General features: G+C 63.1%; 14 protein-coding genes. 12 read left to right on the top strand and 2 right to left on the bottom strand.

From position 1 onward, the window contains the following. The first annotated feature begins 28 nt into the window (after positions 1–28). The 12 genes from nuoL to H597_RS0123495 all read left to right on the top strand — a co-directional run bounded on the left by nuoL (position 29) and on the right by H597_RS0123495 (position 10529). Positions 29–2077, top strand: coding sequence for an NADH-quinone oxidoreductase subunit L (nuoL, locus tag H597_RS0123550; RefSeq protein WP_028104268.1), 2049 nt, complete (start codon positions 29–31; stop codon positions 2075–2077). Positions 2078–2101: 24 nt separating this feature from the next. After that, a complete protein-coding gene (locus tag H597_RS0123545) occupies positions 2102–3610 on the top strand; it encodes an NADH-quinone oxidoreductase subunit M (RefSeq protein WP_028104267.1) in 1509 nt (502 codons plus the stop codon). Positions 3611–3632: 22 nt separating this feature from the next. Next, positions 3633–5117, top strand: coding sequence for an NADH-quinone oxidoreductase subunit NuoN (gene nuoN, locus H597_RS0123540; RefSeq protein WP_028104266.1), 1485 nt, complete (start codon positions 3633–3635; stop codon positions 5115–5117). A gap of 6 nt (positions 5118–5123) precedes the next feature. Beyond that, a complete protein-coding gene (locus H597_RS0123535) occupies positions 5124–5426 on the top strand; it encodes a DUF2818 family protein (RefSeq protein ID WP_028104265.1) in 303 nt (100 codons plus the stop codon). A gap of 108 nt (positions 5427–5534) precedes the next feature. Then, a complete protein-coding gene (locus H597_RS0123530) occupies positions 5535–6092 on the top strand; it encodes an NUDIX domain-containing protein (protein WP_028104264.1) in 558 nt (185 codons plus the stop codon). A 4-nt stretch (positions 6093–6096) separates the two neighbouring features. Further along, the gene (locus H597_RS0123525; RefSeq protein WP_028104263.1) at positions 6097–6804 is read left to right on the top strand and encodes a hypothetical protein; all 708 of its coding nucleotides are present in this window, start codon (positions 6097–6099) and stop codon (positions 6802–6804) included. Beyond that, positions 6801–7484, top strand: coding sequence for a 2-C-methyl-D-erythritol 4-phosphate cytidylyltransferase (gene ispD / locus H597_RS0123520; RefSeq protein ID WP_028104262.1), 684 nt, complete (start codon positions 6801–6803; stop codon positions 7482–7484). The genes H597_RS0123525 and ispD overlap by 4 nt, the downstream gene beginning before the upstream one ends. Next, positions 7481–7978, top strand: a complete 498-nt coding sequence (ispF, locus tag H597_RS0123515) for a 2-C-methyl-D-erythritol 2,4-cyclodiphosphate synthase (protein ID WP_028104261.1) — start codon at positions 7481–7483, stop codon at positions 7976–7978. Before ispD ends, ispF begins: the two co-directional genes overlap by 4 nt. 4 nt (positions 7979–7982) lie before the next feature. Next, a complete protein-coding gene (locus H597_RS0123510) occupies positions 7983–8861 on the top strand; it encodes a cupin-like domain-containing protein (protein WP_028104260.1) in 879 nt (292 codons plus the stop codon). 50 nt (positions 8862–8911) lie between these two features. Beyond that, entirely contained in the window at positions 8912–9214 is a 303-nt protein-coding gene (locus tag H597_RS0123505; RefSeq protein ID WP_028104259.1) for a hypothetical protein, read from the top strand. A 10-nt stretch (positions 9215–9224) separates the two neighbouring features. Further along, positions 9225–10103: a hypothetical protein gene (locus H597_RS0123500; protein WP_028104258.1), complete on the top strand. Its 879-nt coding sequence runs from the start codon at positions 9225–9227 to the stop codon at positions 10101–10103. Positions 10104–10118: 15 nt separating this feature from the next. After that, positions 10119–10529, top strand: coding sequence for a VOC family protein (locus tag H597_RS0123495; RefSeq protein ID WP_028104257.1), 411 nt, complete (start codon positions 10119–10121; stop codon positions 10527–10529). Here H597_RS0123495 and H597_RS0123490 read toward each other — a convergent pair. Both H597_RS0123490 and H597_RS32245 read right to left on the bottom strand, forming a co-directional pair. After that, positions 10526–11503, bottom strand: a complete 978-nt coding sequence (locus tag H597_RS0123490) for an FHA domain-containing protein (protein WP_028104256.1) — start codon at positions 11501–11503, stop codon at positions 10526–10528. The two genes, H597_RS0123495 and H597_RS0123490, sit on opposite strands and share 4 nt — an antisense overlap. After that, the gene (locus tag H597_RS32245; RefSeq protein ID WP_051294057.1) at positions 11500–12813 is read right to left on the bottom strand and encodes a S1 family peptidase; all 1314 of its coding nucleotides are present in this window, start codon (positions 12811–12813) and stop codon (positions 11500–11502) included. Before H597_RS32245 ends, H597_RS0123490 begins: the two co-directional genes overlap by 4 nt. Positions 12814–12848 lie beyond the last annotated feature (35 nt).

Genomic DNA, 12848 nt, shown 5'->3' with positions numbered 1-12848 from the left:
ACCTCGAATAATACGCATAAGGTAAATCATGACGGGGCAACTTAACCCAACCCTCCTTCTGGCCGTACCGCTGGCGCCGCTGGCAGGTTCCGCAATCGCGGGCCTGCTGGGCACCAAGTTCTTCGGCAATGTCATTGGCCGCAAGGTGGCGCATAGCGCGACCATCCTGGGCGTGCTGGTCGCTTTCCTGATCTCCTTCCAGACCCTGCTGCAGGTGATGGACGGCGCAACGTACAACGGCGACCTGTATCGCTGGATGACCGTGGGCAGCGTCAAGCTGGCCGTCGGCTTCCAGATCGATTCGCTGACCGCGATGATGATGAACGTGGTGACGTTCGTCTCGCTGATGGTGCACATCTACACCATCGGCTATATGGCGGAAGACGAAGGCTACAACCGCTTCTTCTCCTACATCTCGCTGTTCACCTTCTCCATGCTGATGCTGGTGATGTCGAACAACTTCCTGCAGCTGTTCTTCGGCTGGGAAGCTGTGGGCCTGGTGTCCTACCTGCTGATCGGCTTCTGGTATACCCGCCCGACCGCGATCTTCGCCAATATGAAGGCCTTCCTGGTCAACCGCGTGGGCGACTTCGGCTTCATCCTGGGCATTGGCCTGATCCTGGCTTACACCGGTTCCATGGACTACCAGGAAGTGTTCGCCAAGAAGGAAGCGCTGATCAACGGTACCCTGCCGGGCACCGACTGGGCGCTGATCTCCGTGGCCTGTATCTGCCTGTTCATCGGCGCGATGGGCAAGTCGGCGCAGTTCCCGCTGCACGTCTGGCTGCCTGACTCGATGGAAGGCCCGACCCCGATCTCCGCGCTGATTCACGCGGCAACCATGGTTACCGCCGGTATCTTCATGGTGACCCGCATGTCGCCGCTGTTCGAAATGTCGGACGCCGCACTGTCCTTCATCCTGGTGATCGGTTCGATTACCGCGCTGTTCATGGGCTTCATGGGCATCATCCAGAACGACATCAAGCGCGTCGTGGCCTACTCGACCCTGTCGCAGCTGGGCTACATGACCGTGGCGCTGGGCTGCTCGGCGTACTCCGTGGCCGTGTTCCACCTGATGACCCACGCCTTCTTCAAGGCACTGCTGTTCCTGGGCGCCGGCGCCGTCATCATGGCGATGCACCACGACCAGGACATCCGCAATATGGGCGGTCTGAAGAAGTACCTGAAAGTGATCTGGATTACCTCGCTGCTGGGTTCCCTGGCGCTGATCGGTACCCCGTTCTTCTCCGGCTTCTACTCCAAGGATTCGATCATCGAAGCCGTGGCTGCGACCCATATCGCCGGTTCCGGCTTTGCTTACTTCGCCGTGATCTGCGGCGTGTTCGTGACCGCGTTCTACTCCTTCCGCATGTACTTCCTGGTCTTCCATGGCCCGGAAAACTTCGGCAAGGAACACCACCATGCGCATGATGCGCACCACGCCGACGAAGGCGAAGAGGACGACCACGGCCACCACGGCCTGGCGCCAGGCGAGAAGCCGCATTCGCCGGGCCTGGTGGTGACCCTGCCGCTGATCCTGCTGGCCATCCCGTCCGTCGTCATCGGCGCGATCGCGATCGAACCAATGCTGTTTGGCGGCTTCTTCAAGGATGTCATCTTCGTCGGTGAAAACCACCACGCGATGCACGAACTGGCCGAAGAGTTCCACGGCGCCGTCGCCATGGGCCGGCACTCGTTCACCTCGCTGCCATTCATCCTGGCTGCACTGGGTGTGATCGCGGCCTACGTCTGCTACATGGTCAAGCCTGCGATCCCGGCCTGGTTCTACAGCAAGTTCAAGTTCCTGCACACCCTGCTGGACAACAAGTACTACATGGACAAGTTCAATGAGGCAGTCTTTGCCCGCGGCGCACGCCTGCTGGGCGAGGGCCTGTGGGCGGCGGGCGACCGCGCCATCATCGATGGCCTGCTGGTGAACGGTTCGGCGAAAGTGGTGGGCTGGTTCTCCAGCATCACCCGCGTGTTGCAGACCGGCTACATCTATCACTACGCCTTCGTGATGATCCTCGGTATCCTGGGCTTCCTGGTGTACTTCCTGCCGTTTTGGCACGCTTAACAGCTGACGCAAAAGAGATAACAAATGCAGTCAACGATTAATACTCTACCTCCTTACCTCAGTCTGTCGATCTGGGTGCCGATCCTGTTCGGCATGATCGTGCTGGCCATCGGCCGCGATACGCGCGCCGGCATGGTACGCGTGCTGTCGCTGGTAGGCGCCCTGGTATCCCTGGTGCCGACCATCCCGCTGATCACGCAGTTCGACAAGGCCGCCCACGGCATGCAGTTCGTGGAGAAGTCGGCGTGGATCGACCGCTTCAACATCTTCTACTCGCTGGGCATTGACGGCCTGTCGATGTGGTTCATCCCGCTGACCGCCTTCATCACCGTCATCGTGGTGATTTCGGCGTGGGAAGTGATCACCGAACGCGTGGCGCAGTACATGGGCGCGTTCCTGATCCTGTCGGGCCTGATGATCGGCGTGTTCTCCGCCACCGACGGCCTGCTGTTCTACTTCTTCTTCGAAGCGACCCTGATCCCGATGTACATCATCATCGGCGTGTGGGGTGGTGCCAACCGCATCTACGCAGCGTTCAAGTTCTTCCTGTACACCTTCTTCGGCTCGCTGCTGACGCTGGTTGCCATCATCTACCTGTACAACAAGTCCGGTAGCTTCGATATCCTGGCATGGCACAAGCTGCCGTTGACCATGGGCGAACAGGTGGCGATCTTCTTCGCCTTCTTCATGGCTTTCGCCGTGAAGGTGCCGATGTTCCCGGTCCACACCTGGCTGCCGGACGTGCACGTGGAAGCGCCGACCGGCGGTTCCGCCGTGCTGGCCGCGATCATGCTGAAGCTGGGCGCTTACGGCTTCCTGCGGTTCTCGCTGCCGATCGCTCCCGACGCTTCGCACCATCTGGCGCCGATGGTCATCGTGCTGTCCTTGATCGCCGTGATCTACATCGGCCTGGTGGCCCTGGTGCAGAAAGACATGAAGAAACTGGTGGCGTATTCGTCCATCGCGCACATGGGCTTCGTGACCCTGGGCTTCTTCATGTTCAATGAAATGGCAGTGCAGGGCGGTATCGTGCAGATGGTGTCGCACGGCTTCATCTCCGGCGCAATGTTCCTGTGCATCGGCGTACTGTACGACCGCATGCACTCGCGCCAGATCGCCGACTACGGTGGCGTCGTGAACAAGATGCCGAAGTTCGCAGCGCTGTTCATCCTGTTCTCCATGGCCAACTGCGGCCTGCCGGCTACCTCCGGCTTCGTCGGCGAGTTCATGGTGATCCTGGGCGCGGTGCAGTTCAACTTCGTGACCGGCATCCTGGCCGCCACCGCCCTGATCTTCGGCGCCGCCTATTCCCTGTGGATGGCCAAGCGCGTGATCTTCGGCGCCATCACCAACAAGCATGTGGAAGAGCTGACCGACGTTAACAATCGCGAGTTCCTGATGCTGGGCATCCTGGCGATCGCAGTGCTGGTGATGGGCCTGTACCCGGCGCCATTCACCGACGTGATGCAGGTTTCCGTGGCTGACCTGTTGGCGCATGCCGCTCAAAGCAAGCTGCCAGTCGTGGCCCCTTGATTGCAAATAGGACCAAGTTTTCATGAATACCACTAACCTGATCCCGATGTACGCAGAAGTCTTTCTGCTGATCGCTGCTTCGGCGATCCTGCTGATCGACATGTTCCTCGACGAGGGCAAGCGCGCGATCACCTATGTGCTGACGCTGGCCGCCCTGGCGGGCGCCGCCGCCTTCAGCTTCGCCGACTACAGCGCCGGCAGCACCGTCTACGCGTTCTCGAACATGTTCCTGAACGACCCGATCGGCAACCTGCTCAAGCTGTTCTCCTACCTGACCGTGGGGATGACGCTGGTGTATGCGCGCCAGTACGCCACGGACCGCGGCATGTTGGGCGGCAACCTGGGCGGCGAGTTCTACGTCCTGGCGCTGTTCTCCCTGCTGGGCCAGATGGTGATGATCTCGGCCAATAACTTCCTGACCATCTACCTGGGCCTGGAACTGATGTCGCTGTCGCTGTACGCCCTGGTGGCCCTGCGCCGCGACGACGTCCGCGCGACCGAAGCGGCGATGAAGTACTTTATCCTGGGCGCGCTGGCGTCCGGCTTCCTGCTGTACGGCATGTCCATGCTGTACGGCGCGACCGGCACCCTGGACATCTCCGCCGTGGCCCACAAGATCGGCACCGGCACCGTCGACAAGTCGATCCTGACCTTCGGCCTGGTGTTCGTGGTGGCCGGCCTGGCCTTCAAGCTGGGCGCCGTACCGTTCCACATGTGGGTACCGGACGTCTACCAGGGCGCGCCGACCGGCGTGACCCTGCTGCTGGGCGGCGCACCGAAGCTGGCGACTTTCGCCATCTGCGTGCGCCTGCTGGTGGAAGGCATGCGTCCTGCCGCGGAAGACTGGCAGCAGATGCTGATGATCCTGGCCGTGCTGTCGCTGGCCATCGGCAACCTGACCGCGATCGCGCAGACCAACTTGAAGCGCATGCTGGCTTACTCCACCATCGCGCAGATGGGCTTCGTGCTGCTTGGCCTGATGGCCGGCGTGGTGGGCCATTCGACCGCCAACGGCGCCGCCGCCTACTCGGCTGCGATGTACTACTCGATCACCTATGTGCTGACCACCGTCGGTTCCTTCGGCCTGATCATGGCGCTGGCGCGCAAGGGCTTCGAGGCGGAAGAAATCGACGACTTCAAGGGCCTGTCCAAGCGTTCGCCTGGCTATGCGCTGCTGATGTCGGTGCTGATGTTCTCGCTGGCCGGCGTACCGCCGATGATGGGCTTTGCCGCCAAGTTCGCGGTACTGCAGTCCGTTCTGGCGACCGGCAATGTGTGGCTGACCGTGTTTGCCGTGATGTTCTCGCTGGTCGGCGCGTTCTACTACATCCGCATCGTCAAGGTGATGTGGTTCGACGATGCGGCAGATACGACGCCGCTGGCTTTGAGCTTCGACAAGGGCATCGTCCTGGCGCTGAACGGCGTGGCCGTGGTGGCGCTGGGCATGGTCCCGGGCCCGCTGCTGAACGCCTGCCTGAACGCCATGCAGAAGACCCTGCTCTACTGATCCTGCATGGATGTCAATGCATCTTCCTGGCTGGTCATCCTGCTCGCAGTGATGGCCGCCAACCTGCCATTCGTGAACGAGAAGGCGTTTTGCCTGGTTCCGCTCAAGACCGCACGCAAGCCATTTGCGATGCGGTTGGCGGAACTGGCCGTGCTGTATGCCGCCATCGGCGGCATCGGCATGGCCCTCGAATCGCGCATCGGCACCGTATTTCCACAGACCTGGGAGTTCTACTGGGTCGCGGCTTTCGCCTTCCTGGTATTTGCATTCCCTGGCTTCGTGGTACGCTACCTGCGTAAACACCGTTAAAAACCGGTAGGGCGGGGGCAGACCCCGGTCTGCTGCAGCCATGGGTATTCCCGCCGGCCGCAAGAGTGCTGGGGGTCTGCCCCCGCCTTGCCGGATTCAAGAAAAGACATGGATAAGCACCTAAAAGAAACTCGAATCGAGGGCGGTCTCGCCTATGACGGCGGCTTCCTCAAAGTCCACCGCGACACGGTCAGCCTGCCGGACGGCAAGCACACCAAGCGCGAATACATCAAACATCCCGGTGCGGTCGTGATCCTGCCCGTTCTGGACGACGGCCGCGTGCTGCTGGAACGCCAGTACCGCTATCCCCTGGACCGCGTCTTCATCGAACTCCCGGCCGGCAAGATCGACCCGGGCGAGGAGCCGCTGGCCTGCGCCATCCGCGAGCTGGAAGAGGAAACCGGTTACGCCGCCGCCGACTGGCAATTCGTCAGCACCATCCACAACGCGATCGCCTACTCGGACGAACACCTGGACATCTACCTGGCGCGCGGCCTGAGCGCCGGCGAAGTGAAGCTGGACGACGGCGAATTCATCGAAACCATCACCGCCACGGTGGACGAGATGCTGGAATGGGTCCGTACCGGCAAGATCACCGATGTGAAGACGGTGATCGGCACCTTCTGGCTGGACAAACTGCGCTCCGGCGCCTGGAAGCTGGACTGAGGCCATGGGCGCGCCCTGCCGCCTGTTGCTGGTAAGCGCCCTGGCGGCGGACCAGGGGCAGGCGGCGCAGGCGCAGCGCACGCCGTTCCAGATCCGCTGCGAAGACACGATCAGCAAGACGGTCTCGGTACTGTCGGCGCGCCAGAGCGGCTATACGGTCAATACCCAGCTCTCCTACAAGCAGCTGTCGGCGATGCGGACCGAGAAAATGCCGGCCAACGGCTATGTGCTGGGATTGACCCGCACCGAATCGCGCGTGCAGATCGGCCTGGACGGCCCGATGCTGACCGATCCGGCCAGTGGCTACGAATGCGTGGCGCCGCAGATCAAGGTGCAGCTGACCTATGCGCCCGTGCGCATCTACGTCGGCAGCGAATTCCCGCCGGGGACCTGCGGCTACGCGGAAATCCTGTCCCACGAGCTGCGGCATATGAATGCCTATATGGACCACCTGGTGAAGGTGGAGGAAGTGGTACGCAGCGCCCTGGCGCGGCGTTTCGAAGCCAAGCCGCTCTATGCCCCGGCCGGTACGGCGCGCTCGGCGCTGGAGCATGAGATCGACAGCGGCTGGATGCCTTATATTAAAGCTGAAATGTCCAGAGTGGAGGTGCAGCAAGCCCTCATCGATTCGCCCGCCGAATATGCCCGCCTGAGCAAAGCTTGCAACGGCGAGATCCAGAACATTTTGAGGAAGACGCGCAGCAGAAAATGAAAAAATACTTTGCACTGATTCCCGCCGCCGGTGTCGGCGCGCGCATGGCTGCGGCCACGCCCAAGCAGTATTTGTCGATCAGCGGCGTGCCGATGCTGCAGCACACGCTGGACGCCTTCCATCACAGCGATTTGATCGAGCACACCTATGTGGTGGTCAGTCCCGACGACGCATACATCGATTCCATCACGCCCGAGCGCGGCGCGACGGTATTGCGCTGCGGCGGCGCGACCCGCATGGAATCGATCCTGAACGGTTTGCGCGCGATGCGTGCCGACCTCGGCGACGACGATATGGTGCTGGTGCATGATGCCGCGCGGCCAGGCCTGACGCCGGCGCTGATCGCCAAGCTGATTGCCGCCGTTGGCGAGCATGAAGGCGGCGGCCTGCTTGCGCTGCCTGTGGTGGACACGGTAAAGTCCACGCGTTCGGGCGCGGTGCAGACCGTTCCGCGCGACGGTCTTTGGCTGGCGCAGACGCCGCAGATGTTTTCCTATGCCTTGCTGGTGCGCGCGCTGGCGCTGGCGCCGGACCCGAATGCGATCACCGATGACGCCAGCGCGGTGGAAATGCTGGGCTTCTCGCCGATGCTGGTGGAAGGCCATCCGCGCAACCTGAAGGTGACGCTGCCGGCCGATATCGCGGTCGCAGAAATGTATTTAGAACAGGATTCACAATGACGCAACTTCCATTCCGAATCGGCCAGGGCTATGACTCGCATCGCCTGGCCGAAGGCCGCAAGCTGATACTGGGCGGGGTCGAGATCCCGCACGAGCGCGGCCTGCTCGGACATTCCGATGCCGATGCGCTGCTGCACGCCATCACCGACGCCATCCTGGGCGCGGCGGCGCTGGGCGACATCGGCAAGCATTTCCCGGATACGGCGGAAGAATTCCGCGGCGCCGATTCGCGTGTACTGCTGCGCGAGGCGGCCAAGCGCGTGCGCGCCACCGGCTACGACATCGGCAATGTGGATTGCACCATCATCGCCCAGCGTCCGAAAATGGCGCCGCATATCGCCACCATGGCGGCCAATATCGCCGCCGACCTTGGCGTGCCGTCCGGACACGTGAATGTGAAGGCCAAGACCAACGAGAAGCTCGGCTACCTGGGGCGCGAAGAAGGCATCAACGCCGAAGCCGTGGCGCTGCTGGTGCTGCGCCAGGGCGCTTAAGTCCATGACGTCACGCTTGCCCCCGCTCGAGGCCTCGCGCACACTGCCGCCTGACGAAGCCGCCCGGCTTGCGAAAGCCGAAGCGCGCGCCCGCCGCGATGCGGAAGTGCGCGGCGTCGCGTCGATGCAGGAAATGCGCGACGCGATCCGGCAGGCTTCGCGCAAGCTGCCGGCGATGACGGAAGTGCCGCGCTTGCGCATGCCCAGCGCCGCCGAGTTCCGCACCCGTGCCCGCGCAGGACTGCCGTTCCTGATTCCGGGCGCAATCGCAAAGTGGCCGATCAGTGCGCTGGGCCCTGAAGTGCTGCGTGAGCGCTTCGGGGCTGTGCATGTGCGAGCACGCGTGGGCGATTACATCGGCACCGCCTTTGCTCCTGACCGCGCCATGCTGGACACCACCATGCGCGAATACCTCGACCTTGCGGAAGCGGCCGAAGGATTGCCGCCGTATCTCGGCAACCTTGAGCTGCGCGAGTTGAACAGCATGTGTCACTGGCCAACGTATTTTGAGAAGATGGGACCGCCGCGCTTCTGGATCGGCCCGGCCGGAACGGTCACACCGCTGCACAGCGACTTTGACGACAATATCTTCGCGCAGGTGTGGGGCAGCAAGCGGATTTTCCTCGCGCCGCCGCACCATGATGAATTCCTGTATACGCGCGAAGCCAACCCGGTGCTGTTCGGCAGCCCCTTCGATCCGGAGGCACCGGACTTCGAGCGCTATCCGCTAGCCCGCCAGGCCGCAACAATCGAGCTTATCGTCCAGCCGGGCGACATGCTCTACGTCCCCGCCGGCTGGTATCACCAGGTGCGGGCGTTGACGTTTTCGCTGTCGTCGAACCGCTGGGCGCGCGGCAAGCCGTTTGTGTTGCACGAGAAGTGACTTGCCGCCACGCGGTACCCGGATGGAGGCGGATCAGGTAACATGGTGGAATGACAAGAGACACTTTTGATTACCGCGACGTGGCGGTCGAATCGGTGCAAGAGGGCGGGCAGGTTGTTGTGCGCCCGGTGAATGGGCAGGCGTTCAGCCCGGAGATGCGGGTGCAATGTTCGCGCCAGCTGCGCGACACGGCAGTTTATCCGCTCGGCACCAGCTTTCTGGTGCTGGCGAAAATGACGGACCGGCTGGGTGGCGAGCCCTATCTGTACGTCTTCCATGGCGATCCGGTCAAGGTGCTGGCGCCTGCGCAGCTGGAGACTTTCCTGAACGACCGCCGCCGCTTGCGAATCTAGGAGACGCTTCATGAATCACGCCTTGTTCGCTGCCTTGCTCACTGTCCCCGTGCCGGCCTTCGCGCAGGCGGTCGATCCCCAGCCCGATGAGTTGCTGCAAATCGCCTTCCCGACATGGAGTGACGAGGAGGGCGGGCGCGTGCAGTCGATCCCAGGTAACGCGGTGACGCGCGGATGGGATAGGAAGCAAGGGAAGAGAAGCGTGATCGTCGTACCAAAACAGACCGTGCGCGTGGCGCCGGACCGTATCGTGCTTTTGGCCACGCTGACCCCGGCAGGCGATGGTGGCGCACCCCAAGTGGCGCATGGCACGCCGCTCGGTCTGGCCGCCTATACCTTCAAGCCCGGCAAGGATGGCTGGAAGGTGGTCAAACGGCAGGAGCCGTTCGACCTGAAGGGGTTCGAGGGCCAGGCGCAGATCAGTGTGACGCCGCTGTCCGCGACGGCCCAAGCTGTGCACGTGGCGTGGGGCAGTTGCTGGCAAGGCCACTGCGTGGACCTGTTCGCCCTGTACGCCCTCGGCGCGGATGGCGTGAAGGCGCAGCCGCTACTGCAGCAAAAGATCAAAGGTGGGAATGTTTACGCGCGTCATGACTGCGTTGACCGGCTTGGCGCCATCTTGCCAGGCATGTCGCAGCCGGATGGGCGCGAAGAGCAGGCGCCTCCTGGCCAGTGTTATGCCATCGAAGGCCGCTGGGATATCATCGGCGCCGGTACAGCGCGCAATGCCGCACCCGGCGCGCTGACGCTGCGCTTTACGGGCGCAGTGAGCAAGGCGGGCAAGCAGGGCAACGCCCCCGCGCAGCGCGTCGACCAGACCATGAAATTCGAATTCCGTGGCGGGCGCTATGTGCCCGTTTCCGGCAGCAACCCCGTTCCAGACGCATAAACAAGGAGACCTGGATTGATCAAGATTCGAGAAATTGACCATATTGTGCTGCGCGTCGTCGATGCCGAGCGCATGATCCGCTTTTATACCGAAGTACTGGGCTGCACGATCGAGCGCCGGCAGGACGAGATCGGCCTGATTCAGCTGCGGGCCGGCAGCTCGCTGGTGGACCTGGTGCCGGTCGATAAGAAGCTGGGCAGGATGGGCGGGGCCGCGCCGGGCAAGGAGGGCCGCAATGTCGACCATTTCTGCTTCCGCGTCGATCCGTTCGACGAGGCGGCGATCCGCGCCCACCTGAGCGCACACGACGTGCAGAATGGCCCGTCGGAGCCGCGCTACGGCGCGGAAGGCGAGGGGCCGTCGATCTACGTCAACGACCCGGAAGGCAACACCGTCGAACTGCGCGGCGCGCCTTACGCACATTAATCGTCGTCGTCCTCGTCGTCTTTCTTGAGCTTCGAGGACTGGCGCGCCGCATCTGCCGCCGCCTTCAGCTTGGCGGCGTCGCCGATGAATTCATCGACGCTGTGGTCCTTGCTCTGGCGTACCTCCGGCGGCAGCATCACGGACATATACAGTTCGTCGCGCAGGCGGCCTGCCGCCTCGTAATTGCGCATCAGGATCAGGCCCGATCCCAGCACCACGAACACCGCGCAGGATGTAATGAAGGCGCGCGGCTTGTGCGGCTTGATGGTGCGCAGGTGGTTGTAGATCATCGCCACCAGGATCAGCATGACAACGTGGTTGCCATAGCGCGTGAATACTTCGGCCGACCAGGCGTAGGCCAGCACGCTGCTCAAGGCTTTCCACGCACCGGATGCCACCAGGCCGCTGCCCAGAATGAACAGGTGGCGTCCCAGCCGCGCGTGTCCGCCGAACAGGCGGTTGGCCAGCGCCCAGACGCCGCTCCAGACCGTGCCCACGCCGACGCCGGTCGCGATCACCAGCAGGTAGCGGATGGCCTGGAAATTACCAGTATCGGACAGTGCTTCGGTCACGCCGACAAACAGGGCGATCAGGGCCAGGCCGGCCAGCGCCGGGGCGCCGCCTTCCCAGGCATGCATGGTGGTGTCGGCGACTTCGGCCTCCACCGGGAAGGCCGCGTCGCGCACGCGCAGGCGAGTGTGGCCCAGGCGAAGCACCGTGGTGCCGTTGATCGGCACGGAGCCCTGGCGTTTGCCATGGACGACGATGCCGTTCTGGCTGCCCAGGTCGCGCATCACGAGCGCACCGTCTTCGGCCAGCTCCACCACCGCATGGGTCGGCGCTGTATGGGCGTCGTCCAGGATGAAATCGTTGTTGTAGCCGCGGCCGATGGTGATCGGCAGCTTGTCGACACGGTGCCGGTGCAGTACGTCGCCGTTGCGCGCCAGGGTCTCGATGAAGAAAGGGCCGTTCATTTCTTGCCCTCGCGCGCCAGCGATTCAAGGAAGGCGCGCGAGGCGCGCATGCCGTTTTCATACGACACGCCGCGTGCATCGAGCCGGCTTTGCAGGTTCATCTTGCCTTCGTCGGTACTGGAGGTCAGCAGGGCGAAGTCATACAGGCCGTCGAACTTGCGGTAGGCGCGCACGCACATCACGGCGCGCATCGGCAGAGTGCTGTTCTTGACGAATTGTTCGGTGCACATCGGGCCGGTCAGGCGTTTGTCCTTGTGGCTGCCGAAGTTCTCGTTCTTGAAGGAGTTGCTGGACAAGACCGCGAAGCGGACTTCATCGAGCCCGGTGCTCTTCATGTACTGGTGCTGGATCTGCACCTGGCCGGTCTGCAGTGAACTGGAGACGAACAGGGACGACTCCATCGCGCAGTTGGTCACTTCCACCGAGAACGAATCGCGGTCATTGGAGCGCCCCCAGCAGCGCATCTGCTCCGATTCGCGCACCGGCACGGAATAGGGGCCCATGGCTTTGGCGGTCAGCGGCTTGGCCAGCAGCTGGTCGATCATGGCCTTCTGGTGCACCAGCAGCTGCTGGGCGACGACGGCGGTGAAATCCTTGGGTGGCTTGGCGTCCGGCTCGACGCGCTTCAGCAGCTCCTGGGCATAGCGCGCGGGCACCAGGAACGATACCAGTTCGCCATCCAGGCGCTTGGAGACATTGATGCCGGCCACCTCGCCGTTCACGGTGACGCTCGGGCCGCCGCTCATGCCGGCGTTGATCGGGCCGGTGAACATCAGCTGCTCGTAGAAGCTGCGCGCGATCACGCCGTTGAAGGAGCCTTCCGAAATGGCGAAGCCCAGGTCGAGCGGATTGCCCAGCGAGTACAGGTACTGGCCCTGGGTCAGGGCGGCCGGCTTGTCCAGCTTGAAGTAGCCGGTGCCGTAGCGGTTCACACGCACCACGGCCAGGTCGTGCAGCACGTCCACCGCCAGCAGCTCGATGTTGCCGCGCTGGCCGGCGGTATCGACCCATTCGCCGGTGTAGGTATCCGGGTCGAGCGCGAACTGCGAGACGACGTGGTAGTTGGTCAGCACCAGGTTGGACGTGCCGACCAGGAAGCCGGAGCCGACCGACGACTGGGTGCGGCCGGTTTTCAACAGCGAGCGCACCTGCAGCAGGTCGGCCTTGGCGGCGGAATAGAGTTTTTGCGCGGTGCTCGAGGGTGTCGGCAGCGCCACTGCGTCTGGCGCTGCGGCCGCAGCCTGCTGGGCGGAGGCTGCGCTGCAGCCCCAGGTCAACGTCAGTATTAATGCCAGTTTAGTGAATTTCATCTAATCGTTCGACTCGGGGGCTCGGGGCAGTGTCC

Origin of the sequence: Pseudoduganella violaceinigra DSM 15887 (assembly GCF_000425385.1) — a bacterium.
In the GTDB taxonomy this organism is placed as follows: Bacteria; Pseudomonadota; Gammaproteobacteria; order Burkholderiales; family Burkholderiaceae_D; genus Rugamonas; species Rugamonas violaceinigra.
Note: the sequence above shows the minus strand (reverse complement) of the source record. Positions and strands in the feature narration are given on the sequence as shown.